Origin of the sequence: Marinobacter sp. (genome assembly GCF_040904845.1) — a bacterium.
GTDB lineage: Bacteria > Pseudomonadota > Gammaproteobacteria > Pseudomonadales > Oleiphilaceae > Marinobacter.
Genome location: NZ_JBBDSR010000112.1, coordinates 1 through 15,324, shown reverse-complemented (window position 1 = coordinate 15,324; position 15,324 = coordinate 1). Strand labels below are relative to the sequence as shown.

Genomic DNA, 15,324 nt, shown 5'->3' with positions numbered 1-15,324 from the left:
GTCCCCAAAACAGTCAGGGAAGCCACGCTTTCCGTTTTGGGGACTCCCCCCGACCACACTCCGAGCCCCAAACACAATTTGGAAAGTTTCATAAAACCCCGCCTTTTCATTAACCTGTAACAGCCCTCAGCGTACTTTTAGTCCGTTGTTATACTAAGATCTTAACCAGAACGTCATAAAAACTGGTATTCTTGTAGGTCTATCAAAAGTTCCCGTATCAGTCATAGCTCAGGTCGGGCGTTCACAAGACCTCTGACCTCGCCATGGCCGTCCTGAACTCATAACCAGCCTGAGGACGAAAATGACCACATCGAAAGCCAAGATTATCTACACCCTGACCGACGAAGCCCCCGCGCTCGCGACCCGGTCACTGCTACCCATCCTGGAAACCTACGCCAAGCCGGCCGGCATCGAATTTGGAACCAGCGACATCTCGCTGGCGGCACGTATTCTGGCAGGATTTCCCGATTACCTGGACGAAGACCAGCGAGTACCGGATGCGCTGGCAGAATTGGGCGAATACACCAAGGACCCGGACGCCAACATCATCAAGCTGCCGAATATTTCCGCCTCCATCCCGCAGTTACGCGCAGCCATCAAAGAATTGAACGACCAGGGTTACAAGGTTCCGGAGTACAAGGAAAACCCTGAAACCGAGGAAGAGACAGAAGCACAGACCCGCTACGCCAAAGTGCTCGGCAGTGCGGTCAACCCGGTGCTGCGAGAAGGCAACTCCGACCGCCGCGCTCCGGCAGCGGTCAAGGCATTTGCCCGCAAACACCCGCATTCCATGGGTGATTGGAGCCCGGCGTCACGCACCCACGTGGCCCACATGCGCGGTGGTGATTTCTATTCCAATGAGCAGTCGGTAACTCTCGACAAGGCCACCAACGCCCGCATCGTCTTCGAAAACGCCGACGGCAAACAGACCGTGCTGAGAGCGGAACTGCCCCTGCAGGAAGGTGAAGTGCTGGACGGCATGTTCATGAGCAAGACGGCGCTGATCAAGTTCTTTGAAGACGCCATAGCCGACTGTGAAAAGACCGGCGTGATGTTCTCCCTGCACGTCAAAGCCACCATGATGAAAATCTCCCACCCGATTGTATTCGGCCACGCGGTGAAGGTTTTCTACAAAGAGCTGTTCGACAAGTACGGCGAACTGTTTGATGAGCTGGGCGTGAACCCCAACAACGGCCTGTCGAGCGTGACCGAAAAGATCAAGCAGTTGCCGGAATCCAAGCAGGAGCAGATTCTTGAAGACCTGCACGCCTGCTACGAACATCGTCCGGAAATCGCCATGGTCGATTCGGTGAAAGGCATCACCAACCTGCACGTACCCAGCGACGTGATCGTGGACGCGTCCATGCCGGCGATGATTCGCAATTCCGGCAAGATGTGGGCGCGGGACAACAAGCTCAAGGACACCAAGGCGGTGATGCCCGAGTCTACTTACGCCACCATTTATCAGGAAGTGATCAACTTCTGTAAGACCCACGGCGCGTTCGATCCCACCACCATGGGTACCGTGCCGAACGTTGGCCTGATGGCGCAGAAGGCGGAAGAATACGGCTCTCACGACAAGACCTATGAGATCAAGGAAAGCGGCGTTGTTCGTGTTCTCACCGAGGACGGTGCTGTACTGACCGAGCACAAGGTAGAGACCGGTGATATCTGGCGCGCCTGCCAGACCAAGGATCTGCCGATTCGTGACTGGGTCAAACTGGCGGTCAACCGTGCCCGCGCCACCGGCATGCCAGCGCTGTTCTGGCTGGATGACGAGCGTCCACACGATGCGCAGCTGATCAAGAAAGTCGAAATGTACCTGAAAGAGCATGACACCGACGGCCTGGAGATCATGATCAAGTCCCCGGTGCGTGCTATCCGCTGGACCATGGAGCGCCTGATTCGCGGCATGGACACCATTTCCGTCACCGGCAACGTGTTGCGTGATTACCTCACCGACCTGTTCCCGATTCTGGAGCTGGGTACCAGTGCCAAGATGCTGTCCATCGTGCCGTTGCTCAACGGCGGCGGTCTGTACGAGACCGGTGCCGGCGGTTCCGCGCCCAAGCACGTGCAGCAGTTGCTGGAAGAGAACCACCTGCGCTGGGATTCGCTGGGTGAGTTCCTCGCCATTGCGGTGTCGCTGGACGAGCTGGGTGAGAAGCATGGTAACGAACGTGCCCGCCTGCTGGGTCAGACGCTGGATAAGGCCACCGAACGCCTGCTGGAAAACAACCAGTCGCCCTCCCGTGTGACCGGTGAGCTGGACAACCGTGGCTCCCACTTCCACCTGGCGCGGTACTGGGCGGAAGGGCTGGCCAAGCAGGACAGTGACAAGGAGCTGAAGGAGTTCTTCGGCAAGCTGTCCAAACAGTTGGAAGAAAACAAGGACAAGGTCCTGGAAGAAATGAGCGTCATTCAGGGCCAGGCGGCAGACATCGGTGGTTATTTCCACCCTCCCGCGGACAAGGTCTGTGGCGTGATGCAGGCAAGCGAAACCCTGAACAGCATTCTTGCGGACGCACGCGCGTCTGTGAAGTAACGGCTGGGGTTTAAGGCTTGAAGGGAAACCGGGCAGCTGTATGGCTACCCGGTTTTTTTGTGTCTCAGATCCGTCAGGCTTGTAGAGGTGCGAACTTTGCGGCCGTCAGCGTGGCCAGATCCTGCGGCGACAGTTCGATTTCCAGACCGCGCCGCCCGGCGCTGACGTAGAGGGTGTCGAACTGCTGCGCCGAGGTGTCGATGAACGTCGCCAGGCGCTTTTTCTGGCCGAGCGGGCTGACACCGCCGAGAACATAACCGGTGCTGCGCTCGACATCCTGAATGTTGGCCATGGTCGCTTTCTTGCCACCAGCGGCCCGGGCGATCTGCTTCAGGTTCAGCATGACAGTCACGGGGACCACGCCAACGGCCAGTGTCTTGCCATCGATGGCGACCACCAGGGTTTTGAAGACCCGGGCCGGCTCAACGCCCATTTTTTCTGCGGCTTCGGTGCCATAGGATTGGCTGGCGGGATCGTGAGGGTATTCGTGAATTTTGTGGTTGATTCTGGCCTTGGTGGCCGCGTTAACGCCTGGGGTCATGTTGAGTTCCGGTTCGGATCTGTTATCAATTGCAAACTGCCCTCGACGAATGACCGGGGAGTGACTATTTTTCAGACCGTATTCTAACATTCATGAACCAGGAGTCGTCCACGTCCGAATGAATAGCCCTAAACAGCGGCATATTCCGTTACTGTGAACCTTGTGGGTCTGGGCGCGCGGCAGCAGACAAAGCCATGGACCAGGCCAAGGACGCGGGCCGGAATTGTGTGGCCATAGCGTCCCTGTCCGAAGAGGCCCATAATTCGCTGTAATGGCGGTTGGATAGACTGACAGCGTTGCCGTTGCCCGCCGGCCAATGATCCGCTCACGCCAAACAGTGATCATAAAATAAAAACAGCACCCGGAAACAAGGCTTACCGATGAACCGAATTGCCCGTCATGCATTGCATACCTGTGCGGTACCAAAAGACCTTTCCACCATTACTCACCGGGATGCCGCCGGTGAGAACCCTCAGGCGGTTGGCGTGTCGCCTGAGGTTGTCGAGGATATCTGGCGGGGTGTCGAGCGGCTCTATCGTACCGGGGTGCATCCTGGCATCCAGTTGTCCATCCGTCACCGGGGCGAGCAGATTCTTCATCGTGCCCTCGGCCACACCAGTGGCAATGGCCCTCACGACCCGTCCAGCGCGAGCAAAACGCCGATCACCACGGACACGCCCATCTGTTACTTCTCAGCCTCCAAGGCGGTGACCGCCCTGTTGATGCACATGCTGGCGGAACAGGGGCTGATCAACCTGAGCGATCCGGTGTCCTATTACTGCCCGGAATTTGCCGCAGCCGGCAAACGCACCATCACCATTCACCAGATCCTGTCTCACCGCGGCGGTATCCCGGGCATTCCCCGGGAAACTCCGATCGACGTGTTGTGGGACCGGGATGAAATCTGGCGGGTTTTGTGTGCGGCAACACCGATAGAGGTCGACGGCTCCAAAGTGGCCTACCACGCCATCACTGGTGGCTTTGTGCTGCAGCGGGTGTTGGAGAAAGTCACCGGGGACTCCATCGAGAACTTCCTCGACCGTCACCTGCGCCAGCCTATGGGCATGCGCTGGTTTACGTACGGCATGGCACCGGAGCGCGCCAGGGAGCTGGCCACCAATTACGCCACCGGCCCAACCCCCCGGTTCCCGGTCTCCTGGATCGTCAATCGCGCACTGGGCGGGGATATCCGCACCGTGGAACGCGTAGTCAACGACCCCCGTTTTCAGGATGCGGTGATTCCGGCAGGCAACCTGTGTGGCACCGCGGAAGAAATGGGAAGGTTTTTCCAGATGATGCTCAACGGCGGGGTCTGGAATGGTCAGCGCATTTGCAGCGAGATGACCGTTCGCCGTTCGATCCAGCAATTCGGGTCACTGCAGATTGACCGCACCATGATGATCCCCATGCGCTTCAGTGCCGGGATGATGCTGGGCGGTAATCCGTTTGGCCTGTGGGGGCAGCAAAGCCGTTACGCGTTTGGCCATATCGGCCTGATCAACAAACTGTGCTGGGCGGATGCCGCACGGGATATCTCCGTCAGCCTGCTGAACACCGGCATCCCCATTGTCGGGCACCATTTGCCCGCGCTGGCGAAGTTTGTCTACACGGTGTGTGACCGCTTTCCGCTGGTTCCCGAGAGCCAGCGCCCGATGATTGCAGCCTGAGCACTTTCCTCAGAGTGTTCGGAGCTGCGCCTCCAGGATGCCCTGTACCGACGACAAGATGTCGCGGAAATCCGTCAGTGTCTGGGTTCGCTGGATGACGTCCTCGCGATATTCATCCAGCCGTTCCAGCTTCGGCACGACCCGGCGGATGCCTTCGGTAATGACCTCGTAGGGATAGTGGTGATCCATAATGCTGAGTTTATTGATCTCCGCGACTTCCTGGCTGAAGATGCTGATGATGTCGTACAACATGTCTTTGTGGTGAATGTTGCTGGCCTCCCAGTAGGCATCGTCAAGAAGCTCGAGGAGGGAGAGGTATTCCCGGAGAGTGTCGGCAACAGAGGTCTGGGTCATGGCAGGTCGTCCGGTTGGCAAATCGGTTCGTATAACTCGAAACTATAGCAGGAGATTGGGCAGGAGATCGTTGCGCTATTTTTGCTGGGGCCATAGCGCACCCGGTAAAATATGAAACTCTATTCATTTTATTGAATTTTGTCTGACAGTTGTGCAGAATTCGTGGGTGCATTATGGAGATGCCTCACTCAATGGAAGAGATGCGTGATGGAAGAGCACCCTCACACCGCAATTGATACAGATTACCCGCGCCCGGTAAAACTTGATCACCATGAGAGCGTACGCTCCCACGTTCGTGACCAGGTCAGCCTGGAAGTGGATCGGTTGGAACGTCGTATCGAGACCCTTCGGCTCACCCGGGGCCCCCATGCCGCAATCATCATTTCTGCCTATGAACGCATGCTGGAGCGCAAGCGGGGCTTTCTACTGAACTGGGATTTGCGCGATGGCAGCGGTTACTGACGCTGATCGATCACCACCGTGTCATAGCTGATGGCTTCATCGTTCCGTTGGTTGCCGCAATGTTGCGGATTGGCGGTGCGTTCGTCGTCTTCTTCAATCGTGGCCGGTTCATCGGTTGAGGTGAACACGCGGGCAAGTGCTTCTTCGTAATTCTGTACCACCCGGACGCAATCCGGTTCCTCGCCGTTGATCGCCAGGCCCTTCACGTTGGTCAGAGTCAGCGTGTCTCGCTGGGTGCCGATGAACTCCTGCAACAATTCCACATTGCCCAGGGTACGGCCGGTATAACTGGTCGCTGAAAATTCAGGCCGGTTGAAGCCGCTGGTACCGAATGTGCTGGCGCGGTAACGGCCGCTCCAGGAAGCGCTGGCCACTTCGTGTGGGTTTTCTTCGCCGTCAGCGGGTGCCCGGGCAACAAACTGGGTGGCCCGGAACACTTTTCCCAGATCCGTGTTATAGGTCCAGTCCAGCATGACGTAAATCCAGGTGCGGTCAGCCGGCGGGGTGGTCTCGCTGCTGTCGGTCTCCGTGAAGCGTACCAGGGCGTCATTGGCGGGTGTGTTGTAGCTGGCGGCTTCGTCTTTCTCGATGCTGTCCCGCATCAACCGTCGCCCTTCGTTGAAGTTATCCACCATACCGGAGCGAATGACCTCGTTCATCAGGTCCAGCGGGTTGCGCACACTGGTGTAGTCGCTGCCGTCGTCAGTCGGAGTGGCCCCGAGAAAAGCATTGAGGTGGTCCCGCAGCGCCTCGGCGCTGCCGTTGTCTTCGCCGGCCGTGGCCGGCTCAATGCCACGGTAAAAATCCCGGAACGCGGTGTATTGCAGCGCCGGCTCCAGCCCCTGCTGGTCCCTGAGCCGGAAGGTTTCCATTGGCAGGTCGACATCCGTTGCCGGGTTCAGGTAGCCATCGTCACTGGAGCTGTCCGGCACGCATCCGGTGAGAGCAAGGGCCGCTAGGGAAAGTGTAGCGAAAAGGCAGGAAGGTCTCATTTATAACGGTCCCGGGGTACGAAAATGACGGTTAAACGCTAAAGTGACGGTCTGCGGCGCGGTAAAATTCCGCCCCGGCCTGACTGCTGACAATAAACCATAAAGCAGGCATCTGCCCTCGTGGAGATCACATTTTGCAGCAATGGCAATCCCTGAATCACCGTTGGTTGATGCCGGTGCTTGTTATGCCTGCCTGGCCTGGTATCGGCCAGCGATCAGTGTCAGCACGACGAGGTCATACTCAATAGCGTAACCACCAGCGTTCGCGACCTCGGCAGCTGCATTTGGTTCCTGGAGGACCCGGACCACGCCTTCAGTTTCAGCGAGATCGCTGACGAAAATCTTCACGCTTTCACCCGCCATGACGGCGGTGTGCTGAACTTTGGTTACACCGAACCTGCCTACTGGGCCCGTTTCGACCTGAGAGTGGGGGCTGAAGCCGCGCTGTCGGACTGGATTCTGGAGCTCGCTCTGCCCCTGGTGGATGAGGTGGTGCTCTATGTGGTGAATAACTACGCCATGGTGCATAGCGGCGATCTGGCCAGGGTGGAAGGCCTGAACCGTCGGCACTGACCGGTCCTGGCCTCCGTCGCCCCGTCACTTGGTGGATCACGCTACCTGACGGGCAATCCACGAGTCATAACGGGTAGCCAGCGCTTTGACGTAACGTGATTCGCTGTCGCCAAGCCTGCACAGCACGCCATTGAAGATCCAGCCTCGCTCATAAAGTCCAAGCACTCGCGGTTCATCCTCCAGGTCGACCCGTTGGTTCAGTTTCTTACAGATCGCATCCAGCAGTGGGAGCTTTGCAGGGCGCTTGATGGGGCCACGCTGGTTGCCGGCTGCGTGGGGTGCTGTTCGTGTTGATGACTGTCTTCTCATGATGTTCTCCTTGTCGTTCTGCGGCTGCAAAAACAAAAACCCCGGTGCTTTGGCAACCGGGGTCTGACGGAGAGGCTGACCCGGTCGCTCGAATGGCTCCCGGGACTGACCGAAAGCCGTTAGCTGTCTTCCACCATAACAAGCACGCACTGGCGGGCAATACGGCCCGTGCCGGTGTCAGTGGAGGAATGTCGGATAAACTGTCGCATGGTTTCTCGCTATTTGCCGGCGGGGTGGAGCGCACCCGAGTGGCCGGCTGATTCGGCTTCGATACAGTGATTAGTGTATAGGCTGCCAGCGGGTTTGCAAGGCCGAAAGCGCTTCGGCAAACGCGTACAGACCAGGGTCTCGGAACGGACCATACTTTGCTTGTCACGTGTTTTACGTTGTGCGATCCATAGCTTGGCCTTTATGTAAGGCAGCTTCTGGATCTCTCCTTTCGACGCAGCCTTCGGGCTGCGTTTTTTTTTGCGCAGGATTTTTCCCGCGCCCGGGTCAGGCCTGGTGGCTATGGCCGGGTGAGGATGGCTGTGAGCTGGCGTGTTGAGTGATCTGTTGCCAGGTTTTGTGCAGTATCAGGGCGTCGTTCGCGGCGCGGTGTACGGGCAAACCAAGTTCGCTGATGACGTCCTGCCGCGTGGCTGACCAGTGTCGAACCTGGGTGGAATCGAGCAACACGGAAATCGATTCGAGCTGGAAGGCGGGTACGATACCGGCAATCCGGAACAGGCGGTGAAGCCAGAAGCTGTCAAAGGTCCAGGCGTCACAGAAGACCTGGTCTGATAGCAGTTGGTTCAGATTGTGGGCCACTTCAGCCGCCGGAGTGCCTTCGGCTTCCAGGGTTTTGCGGTCAATGCCATGGATTTGCTCGGCACTGTCTGACCAGTCCTGCCAAAGGACATGAGGGCGAATCAGCCAACTGTGCAGCTGTCCGTCAGGCAGGCAGACACCGACCTCAATCGGGTAGCTTGCGATGAGATCAAGGCTGGACGCCTCGAAATCGATGAATGCTGGACTGATTTCGGAATTCATTCTTCCCGGATTTTTATTGGTGTGCCATGGCAGGAGTTTACCCGCCCCTCCATTGAGACGCGAACCCATCGTGTCGTTCCACTGTTACAATATACTTATTGAATGTAAAAGCCCGATGACAGCCAATACGTTGTCACGGCACTGACGGGAAATACCGATGTCTGAAACTGTTGTTGTGATCTATTCCGGCGGCATGGATTCGTTCACCTTGCTGCACCTCGCCCGCGCTCGCGGTTATAACGTTCATGCGCTGTCTTTCGATTATGGCCAGCGCCATGTCCGTGAGCTTGAGTGCGCTCGCCGTGTCTGTGAAGACGCGGCCATTCCGCATCAGGTCATTGATATACGGGCGTTGGGTGCGGTGATGGCGGGTTCCGCCCTGACCTCAGAGGTGGCGGTGCCGGAGGGCCATTACCAAGAGGATTCGATGAAGGCCACGGTGGTTCCCAATCGCAACATGATTCTGCTGTCGCTGGCCACCGGTTACGCCGTGACCGCCGGTGCCAGTGCCGTCTGGTACGGGGCTCATGGCGGAGATCACGCTATCTATCCGGATTGCCGGCCGGCCTTCGTCGAGAAGATGGACGCCGTCTGTCGTGTTGCCAATTATGAACCAGTGGGTATCGAAGCGCCGTTCATGGCCATGGACAAGTCTGAGATTCTGGCTGAGGGCCTCAAGCTGGCGCTCGATTACAGTCAGACATGGACCTGCTACAACGGCCGGGAGCGGGCCTGTGGGGTGTGCGGTTCCTGCGTTGAGCGCCGCGAGGCGTTTGATGCCCATGGTCTGACGGACCCGCTACCCTATGAGAAGGAGGCCTGATGTATCGAGTCAAAGAGGCGTTTTACACGCTCCAGGGCGAGGGTGCCCAGGCAGGTCGTGCCGCTGTTTTTTGTCGCTTCAGCAAATGCAACCTGTGGACCGGCCGGGAAAAAGATCGGGCCGGTGCCGTCTGCGATTTCTGCGATACTGACTTTGTCGGCACCGACGGCCAGAACGGCGGTACTTTCGCTACCGCCGACGCCCTGGCAGCCCACGTGTTTGCGCTCTGGCCGGACGCACCCGGTCGACCGTATGTGGTGTGCACCGGAGGCGAGCCGCTGCTGCAACTGGACGCACCGTTGATTGCGGCGTTCCATCGCACCGGTTTCGAGGTGGGTGTGGAGACCAACGGCACCTTGTCGGCCCCTGCAGGCATCGACTGGCTGTGCGTCAGCCCTAAATCCGATGCTGCGGTGGTGATTGACCACTGTGATGAGCTCAAGCTGATCTATCCGCAACCCAAAGCCATGCCCGAGCGGTTTCTCAACATCCGCGCCAGTCACTATTTTCTGTCACCGATGGCTTCACCTTCGGTTCCGGAAGCGGGGTGTGATGCCATAAAACAGAGCAACACCCGCAAAGCGACCGAGTATTGCCTGGCCCATCCCCAGTGGCGGCTTACCCTTCAGATGCACAAGATTATCGGCATCGACTGAACGCCTGGCCGGCGGTTTCAGACGGTCGCACCAAAGGTCGGGGCCAGCGCTTTTTTAGGTGGCTGCAACGTCTGGCTCCGGTAACGGCTGGGGCTGGTACCGGTCCAGCGCTTGAAGGCGCGGGTAAAGTTGGCGGCGTCGGCGTAGCCCAGCGCGTCGGCAATCTGGCTCAGGTTCATGCCGGTGTTTTTCAGCAGTTCCCCCGCCCGCTCCAGCCGCACATCATCCACCAGGTTCTGGAAGCTGGCCTGTTCTTCCTGCAGGCGTCGTTTCAGGGTCCGTTCAGAGACAAACAGCGTGGCCGCCACCCGCGCCAGCTTGGGGGGGAACGGATGGCTGGTCTCAATCACCCGGCGTACGCGGCAGGCAAACCCGGCATCTTCGGTCAGCTGTTTGAGCGCTTCTTCGCATTGGGCGCGGGACGAGGCGGCGAGCTGCGCATCACTGAAACGCACCGGCAGGGTCAGTTGGGCGCGGGGAATCAACAGGGCGTCTTCTGCGGAACCGTAGCGCACGGGTATCAGGACCTGCTGTCGAAAACGGTGAAAGTAGGCAGGTTCTGTGCCGCGCCGAAGGATGGCGGAGCCGGGCACGGGGGAGCCGGTCAGCTGGGCACCCATGGTGACGCAGCCAAACAGCATGGCATCCATGATGAAACCTTGCAGCGGGCCCAGATCGACCCCGCAGGATACATTGAACAGCACATTGTCGCCCTCCTGGCGGCGGGTCACTGCCAGGTGAGGGGCCCGCAGGGTCAGGTAGCGGGTCATCAGGTCCAGCGCTTCGTCCAGTGAGCGGCTGCTCATCACGGCGGTACCCAGCGCCCCATGAAGTGGAAGTTTCAGCTCCCGAGCCAGCATGATACCCAGACCGGGCTCACCGCTTTCGATGATGGCACGGGTGACGAACTCGCTGGCCTGGGCCTGGCTGACCCGAAGGTCGGTGGACTTTAGCCGGGCCGGGTCGAGGCCGACCCGGAGCAGCAGGGAGCGGTCATCGACACCGATGGTGTGAAGCAATTCTGCCAGCAAATGCAGGTAAATGGCCGGCATGCCCAGATCTTGAACGGTCGATACTGAGGCGCGCATGGTTTTTCCTCGTTGTATGCTGTTTTTGTTATGTAAGGGAAGACATATGACAACGATTATGACCGCTATGACGGCGTGGCCCCATGACTTGGCTGACGGGTCAAGAGGCCATGGGGGCCAATCATTGCAGGTGACGCCGGATGAAACGGGTCAGCGTGGCCGCTGAACGGCCTGGATTCTCCAGCATGGGCAGGTGACCCACACCGCGAAACACGTGAATGTCGGCCTGCGGTGTGGCGGTCCGGAACCAATCAACACAGCGGGTCGGCGTGATCACGTCCCGGTCGCCCCATTGCACCTGGAGGGGCGGCGTGTTCGTGCCGAGGTGGCGGGCCGGGGCCAGAGCATCGGCCAGCATGTCGTTAAAGATGTGACGCAGCGCGTTACGGCGCTGAAGCAGGTCCGGCCCCAGTAGCCCGGTCATGGCGAGCCCCATGGCGGTTGGCTTGCCATTGCCGACGCTGTTGAACATGCGATAAACGCCGGCCCAGTCGTGGGGGATCAGAATGTCATCCCGGTCGGATTCAAACGGGGCATCAATGTCCACGCCGTCGTGTTCCGGAATGCCGGCGCTGTTCAGCAGCGTCACGGTGCGTGGTGCCGGCTCCATTCGATGCGCCAGCACGGCGGCAATGGCACCACCCATGGAGCTGCCAGCCAGGTGAATGTTGTCGGTGGGAAAGCCGGCCAGCCAGTCCCTGAGTCGCAGGGCCTGGGTTTCATAGCGATAACTGGCACCGGGCTGGTAATCGCTTTCTCCCAGCCCTGGCACATCGGGTACCAGTATGTGCCAGTCCCGTGGCAGCTTCTGTAACCACAGTGCCCAGTTCTCTTTCATCGCGGCAAAGCCATGAATCAGAACCACGGTGGGTGTGTTGGGTGACGGTTTGCCGCGTTCCAGGTAGACCAGGCGGTGGCCATCAATCTGCGTTTCTCGTCGTTTAGCCTTCACCAGCCAGCGCTGGCTGGTTCGCGCCAATGGCCATAAATTCGGGATTGGTACCTTCATGGAATTCCGTCCGCAGTCTTTGATGGCCCGTCAGTGTACCGTTCCTGAGGTGTCGGGCGATGGCTTTGCCGCCCATTAATGACGGCAGCCCGGCAACCGCGGCGGGCGCAGGTCAGAGCGCGAGATCGATGATAACGGGGTTGTGGTCCGAGGAGCGCCAGGGTGACGTGCTCACCGATGTATCGGCCTCTTCATAGCCTAAGAATGACGGTTCCTCGGCATTGACCGGCCAGCTCCAGGCACCGGTAACTCGCGGGATTAATTCGCTGGACGCGAGGGCGTAATCCAGGCTGCCGTGGCGGCCTTTATAACGAAAAGTGGTCTGGGGGCAGGCCCGTGTCGTGCAGGGATGGAATCGGTGGACCATGCTGCGAAAACCGGCCTGTCGCAATAGCGTGAGTGGTGCTTCCATGGCGTAGCTGTTCAAATCACCGGTGATCAGTGTGCCGGCGATCTTCTTTGCGTCAGGCTCGTTAGCGATCCACTCCACCAGCGCCCGGGCGGCGGATTCCCGGCGATGGCTGTAACAGCCCTGGCCATCCTCTTGATCGCGATCGGGGCCGCTGGCACCCCGACAGGCTTTGGATTTGAAGTGCGGCACCACAATGCGTAGGGCGGTTTCCCGCTCCAGTGGTCGCAGAACCTGCATCAGGGGGCGTCGGCCCCGTTGCCGGTACGGCCCCGCCATCAGGCGTGACGCCGGGCCGTCCAGGGCAATCCGGTCGGCCCGGTAAAGCAGAGCGGTCTGAATGGCGTCGCTACCGCTGTCATCGCCAGCGCGAACGGGGTGCCAGTGCGGGCCGAGGGCTTGGGCAAGGCTGGCTAGCGCGCTGTGTTCATGGTGACCGTCATTTTCAATTTCGGACACCGCGATCACGTCGGGATCGGGCGCCTGCAGGGTAGCCGTCAGGCGGGCGGTTTGTCGGCGAAACTGTTCCGGTGTTTGGGCACCACGTGCGGTAGGGAAGCCTGCGCCCTGGCCGTTGCCATTGAAATAGTTTTCAAGGTTCAGGGTCATCACCCGGACCGTGGCATCCGGTGTGCGGGCGGGTACCACCGGTCGCCAGCTGTCGGCACGGAAGTCCGGCACCGTGGAGGGCTGGATTCTCCAGGCCCCGAACCGGTAGTCGAGAACACCTGCCAGCCCGGTGACGGTATCCCCGGTTCGTACCGAATTCGGTGCTCTGAGGGCGGCGGGCGGCCAGGGGAGCGGATCGGGATAACGCAGCCCCCGGTTGTCATCCAGCAGCAACCGCTGCCGGTCTTGCTGTTGCTGTCGGTCGAAAGCGGCTGGCCCTGGCGGCATGATCTCGGTGGGTATTGGCTGCGGCTCGGCGGCGAGTGTCAGTTCGCCGTAACGGGCGAGGTTGTAGGTGTCGATCACCGCCAGCCGGTTGGCGACGCGGACCCGCATGTTCTCGAGGTGTTCCGGTGTGCCATCGCCGTCGGGCCACGGCAGGCGAATGGGCACGGGCTCTGGGTATTGGGCGGGACCACAGTCAACGATGCGCTGCACCCCGGTCAGTTCGGTCAGGCCGTGAAACTCCTTGACCCTGCCCTCTACCCGCACCCGGTGGCCAGCCTTGCCCGTGGCTCGAGCGGTGTGAATGAACAGTGCTTCGGACGTGGAGGGGGTGTTGTCGGTTTCGCCATCGGCCTGCTGCAGATAGAAACCGCGGAAGCCACCTTGCTGGCGGGAATCGAGCGTGATTATGCCCTCAACGGTGACCCGTTGGCCCGCCAGAGGTGATTGCTCCCCACTGCCCTGGACCTGGGATACCGGTGTGGCGGGAGCATGACAGGCATCAGCCTGCGCCTTGCCTGCCAGACCTGAGGCAAGAAGTGCAAGAATCGACGGGATGGCGGCGTAGAGAGTCACCCGTGGAGTCTAGCAAAGCCCGGCCACCGCTTTCACCGTTTTCTGCGCGCGCGGGTTGATCAGCCCGGCCTGTTCGGGGTTCGCCAGTTCCAGTTGCTGAACCAGTGGGTCGGGGTGTGGCGCGCTCACCGCGATGCCCATACGGGATAGTAGGTACGGTGCCAGTGCCGCCCGCGTGGTAATTTCCAGCCGTTGATCGGTCATGCCGTAATCGGTGGCGATGATGTCACGGCAGTCTTTGCTCAGGCGGCTGTCCGGCGCAAGCACTAACGTCACATCCCGGTTCCACTCGTCGTCCTGGTGGATGGTATGGTGCGCGCGCTGGCGGATGACTTCGGGCTCGCCGCGGAAGCGACTCAAGGCAAAATCACTGTAGCCACCGGTGGCTTCACACCAGGCCCGCAGGTACCAGTCGCGGTCAACACACACCAAAGTGTGGGGTTCAAGCAGGCGCTCGCTGACGCCGGGGTGTGACAGCGAGGCATATCTGCCTCGGAGTTGGCGGCCGTAGCGCGTGGCAGTCACCACGGCCCGCATGACGTCAGGTTGCACCACTCGATGCGGCCCCTGAACCACAGTGCTGTCCGGCAGGCTGATGTTCAGTGATTCAAACGTGTCGCTCAGGTGCTCCTGGCGCGAGAGCAGGTCCAGGTACTCACTGGCGTGACCGCGGGTGACCACCGGGCGGAACCCCGCTGCCGGAACATAGCCCTTCAGGTGCCGGTCGTAAAACAGGTTGTCGGGCGCAAGCTCCCGCAGATAGGTGTTGATATCCTTGGAGGCCTGCTGCCGACCAATGCCGAAGCTGTGACAGATGTGGTTGGTCGTCAGTCGTCCTTCCCACAGGGCAATAATCTCAATCAGGCGGTAGCGAAGCAGCAGGTCCCACCGGATAGGCCAGTCCGTTTTTTTCATAACAGGCGCTCACGGGTTTGGTGAATATCTGGGATAATGTTACCCGCTCCTTGCCGGCAGGTGTGTTACGTCACCTTAATGTAAAACAATGTCAAAGCGAGCCATGCCGCGCACTTCAGCGCGGTGGTCGAGAATTTTTCCACCACCACTGAGCCTAACTCTTTCAAGCCCGGAGCCTTGCCGATGACCCGAATGGTCACATCCCTGTCTGCGTTAATTCTGAGTATTGTTCTGCTGGTCAGTGGCAACGCCTTTTTGATGACTTTGTTGGGCATCCGGCTGAGTATCGAATCGGTTCCGGCGAATATCATTGGCTGGGTGCTGGTGTGTTATTCCATTGGTTTTGTACTGGGCACCCTGTACGTTCAGCGAATCATCGCCCGGGTTGGCCATATTCGCGCTTTTGCCGTATTTGCCGCCGTGGCCGCGGTAGCTGCGATGATGTACCCGATGGCGGTATCAATGATCTTCTGGGCGTT

The 15,324-nt window shown here is 59.5% G+C and carries 15 protein-coding genes and 1 pseudogene; 7 read left to right on the top strand and 9 right to left on the bottom strand.

Annotated elements, in window-relative coordinates:
• Positions 1-301 precede the first annotated feature (301 nt).
• Complete coding sequence (locus WD429_RS15270; RefSeq protein ID WP_368423045.1) at positions 302-2,545, top strand: NADP-dependent isocitrate dehydrogenase; 2,244 nt, start codon at positions 302-304, stop codon at positions 2,543-2,545.
• 73 nt (positions 2,546-2,618) lie between these two features.
• On the opposite strand, the gene ybaK is transcribed toward WD429_RS15270, so the two are convergent.
• Positions 2,619-3,086: a Cys-tRNA(Pro) deacylase gene (gene ybaK / locus WD429_RS15265; RefSeq protein WP_368423044.1), complete on the bottom strand. Its 468-nt coding sequence runs from the start codon at positions 3,084-3,086 to the stop codon at positions 2,619-2,621.
• Between the two features lie 380 nt (positions 3,087-3,466).
• Here ybaK and WD429_RS15260 point away from each other — a divergent pair, with 380 nt between their 5' ends.
• Positions 3,467-4,753 (top strand): serine hydrolase domain-containing protein, encoded by a 1,287-nt coding sequence (locus tag WD429_RS15260; protein WP_368423043.1) that lies wholly within the window; start codon positions 3,467-3,469, stop codon positions 4,751-4,753.
• A 9-nt stretch (positions 4,754-4,762) separates the two neighbouring features.
• Here WD429_RS15260 and WD429_RS15255 read toward each other — a convergent pair whose 3' ends face one another.
• Complete coding sequence (locus WD429_RS15255; protein ID WP_368423042.1) at positions 4,763-5,107, bottom strand: hypothetical protein; 345 nt, start codon at positions 5,105-5,107, stop codon at positions 4,763-4,765.
• 207 nt (positions 5,108-5,314) lie between these two features.
• On the opposite strand from WD429_RS15255, the gene WD429_RS15250 reads away from it, so the two are divergent.
• A complete protein-coding gene (locus WD429_RS15250) occupies positions 5,315-5,569 on the top strand; it encodes a hypothetical protein (RefSeq protein WP_368423041.1) in 255 nt (84 codons plus the stop codon).
• Here the strand turns inward: WD429_RS15250 and WD429_RS15245 are convergent.
• A complete protein-coding gene (locus WD429_RS15245; RefSeq protein WP_368423040.1) occupies positions 5,563-6,501 on the bottom strand; it encodes a hypothetical protein in 939 nt (312 codons plus the stop codon). The two genes, WD429_RS15250 and WD429_RS15245, sit on opposite strands and share 7 nt — an antisense overlap.
• Before the next feature lie 240 nt (positions 6,502-6,741).
• Here WD429_RS15245 and WD429_RS15240 point away from each other — a divergent pair, with 240 nt between their 5' ends.
• Positions 6,742-7,134, top strand: coding sequence for a 7TM-DISM domain-containing protein (locus WD429_RS15240; RefSeq protein ID WP_368423039.1), 393 nt, complete (start codon positions 6,742-6,744; stop codon positions 7,132-7,134).
• A 36-nt stretch (positions 7,135-7,170) separates the two neighbouring features.
• Here WD429_RS15240 and WD429_RS15235 read toward each other — a convergent pair whose 3' ends face one another.
• Both WD429_RS15235 and WD429_RS15230 read right to left on the bottom strand, forming a co-directional pair.
• Positions 7,171-7,443: a hypothetical protein gene (locus tag WD429_RS15235; RefSeq protein WP_368423038.1), complete on the bottom strand. Its 273-nt coding sequence runs from the start codon at positions 7,441-7,443 to the stop codon at positions 7,171-7,173.
• A gap of 495 nt (positions 7,444-7,938) precedes the next feature.
• Positions 7,939-8,475 carry a hypothetical protein gene (locus WD429_RS15230; RefSeq protein ID WP_368423037.1) on the bottom strand — a complete coding sequence of 179 codons (537 nt, stop codon included), beginning with the start codon at positions 8,473-8,475 and terminating at the stop codon, positions 7,939-7,941.
• A gap of 157 nt (positions 8,476-8,632) precedes the next feature.
• Between WD429_RS15230 and queC the strand changes: the two genes are divergently transcribed.
• Together queC and queE are read left to right on the top strand one after the other, a co-directional pair.
• Positions 8,633-9,298, top strand: a complete 666-nt coding sequence (queC, locus tag WD429_RS15225; protein WP_368423036.1) for a 7-cyano-7-deazaguanine synthase QueC — start codon at positions 8,633-8,635, stop codon at positions 9,296-9,298.
• Entirely contained in the window at positions 9,298-9,954 is a 657-nt protein-coding gene (gene queE, locus WD429_RS15220; RefSeq protein ID WP_368423035.1) for a 7-carboxy-7-deazaguanine synthase, read from the top strand. Before queC ends, queE begins: the two co-directional genes overlap by 1 nt.
• Before the next feature lie 17 nt (positions 9,955-9,971).
• Here the strand turns inward: queE and WD429_RS15215 are convergent, their stop codons facing one another.
• The 4 genes from WD429_RS15215 to WD429_RS15200 form a co-directional block, all read right to left on the bottom strand.
• Complete coding sequence (locus WD429_RS15215) at positions 9,972-11,042, bottom strand: AraC family transcriptional regulator (protein WP_368423034.1); 1,071 nt, start codon at positions 11,040-11,042, stop codon at positions 9,972-9,974.
• Between the two features lie 121 nt (positions 11,043-11,163).
• Entirely contained in the window at positions 11,164-12,051 is an 888-nt protein-coding gene (locus WD429_RS15210) for an alpha/beta fold hydrolase (RefSeq protein ID WP_368423033.1), read from the bottom strand.
• Positions 12,052-12,163: 112 nt separating this feature from the next.
• Positions 12,164-13,930 carry an ExeM/NucH family extracellular endonuclease gene (locus WD429_RS15205; protein ID WP_368423032.1) on the bottom strand — a complete coding sequence of 589 codons (1,767 nt, stop codon included), beginning with the start codon at positions 13,928-13,930 and terminating at the stop codon, positions 12,164-12,166.
• Between the two features lie 9 nt (positions 13,931-13,939).
• On the bottom strand, positions 13,940-14,845 hold the full coding sequence (locus tag WD429_RS15200) for a helix-turn-helix transcriptional regulator (RefSeq protein ID WP_368423031.1): 906 nt from the start codon (positions 14,843-14,845) through the stop codon (positions 13,940-13,942).
• Between the two features lie 183 nt (positions 14,846-15,028).
• Between WD429_RS15200 and WD429_RS15195 the strand changes: the two are divergent.
• A pseudogene (locus tag WD429_RS15195) lies at positions 15,029-15,324 on the top strand (MFS transporter); the annotation flags it as partial.

Excerpts from the sequence above, each read along its gene's own strand:
- WD429_RS15270 (WP_368423045.1), top strand. The coding sequence starts at position 302 with ATGACCACATCGAAAGCCAAGATTATCTACACCCTGACCGACGAAGCC.
- ybaK (WP_368423044.1), bottom strand. The coding sequence starts at position 3,086 with ATGACCCCAGGCGTTAACGCGGCCACCAAGGCCAGAATCAACCACAAA.
- WD429_RS15260 (WP_368423043.1), top strand. The coding sequence starts at position 3,467 with ATGAACCGAATTGCCCGTCATGCATTGCATACCTGTGCGGTACCAAAA.
- WD429_RS15255 (WP_368423042.1), bottom strand. The coding sequence starts at position 5,107 with ATGACCCAGACCTCTGTTGCCGACACTCTCCGGGAATACCTCTCCCTC.
- WD429_RS15250 (WP_368423041.1), top strand. The coding sequence starts at position 5,315 with ATGGAAGAGCACCCTCACACCGCAATTGATACAGATTACCCGCGCCCG.
- WD429_RS15235 (WP_368423038.1), bottom strand. The coding sequence starts at position 7,443 with ATGAGAAGACAGTCATCAACACGAACAGCACCCCACGCAGCCGGCAAC.
- WD429_RS15230 (WP_368423037.1), bottom strand. The coding sequence starts at position 8,475 with ATGAATTCCGAAATCAGTCCAGCATTCATCGATTTCGAGGCGTCCAGC.
- queC (WP_368423036.1), top strand. The coding sequence starts at position 8,633 with ATGTCTGAAACTGTTGTTGTGATCTATTCCGGCGGCATGGATTCGTTC.
- queE (WP_368423035.1), top strand. The coding sequence starts at position 9,298 with ATGTATCGAGTCAAAGAGGCGTTTTACACGCTCCAGGGCGAGGGTGCC.
- WD429_RS15215 (WP_368423034.1), bottom strand. The coding sequence starts at position 11,042 with ATGCGCGCCTCAGTATCGACCGTTCAAGATCTGGGCATGCCGGCCATT.
- WD429_RS15210 (WP_368423033.1), bottom strand. The coding sequence starts at position 12,051 with ATGAAGGTACCAATCCCGAATTTATGGCCATTGGCGCGAACCAGCCAG.
- WD429_RS15200 (WP_368423031.1), bottom strand. The coding sequence starts at position 14,845 with ATGAAAAAAACGGACTGGCCTATCCGGTGGGACCTGCTGCTTCGCTAC.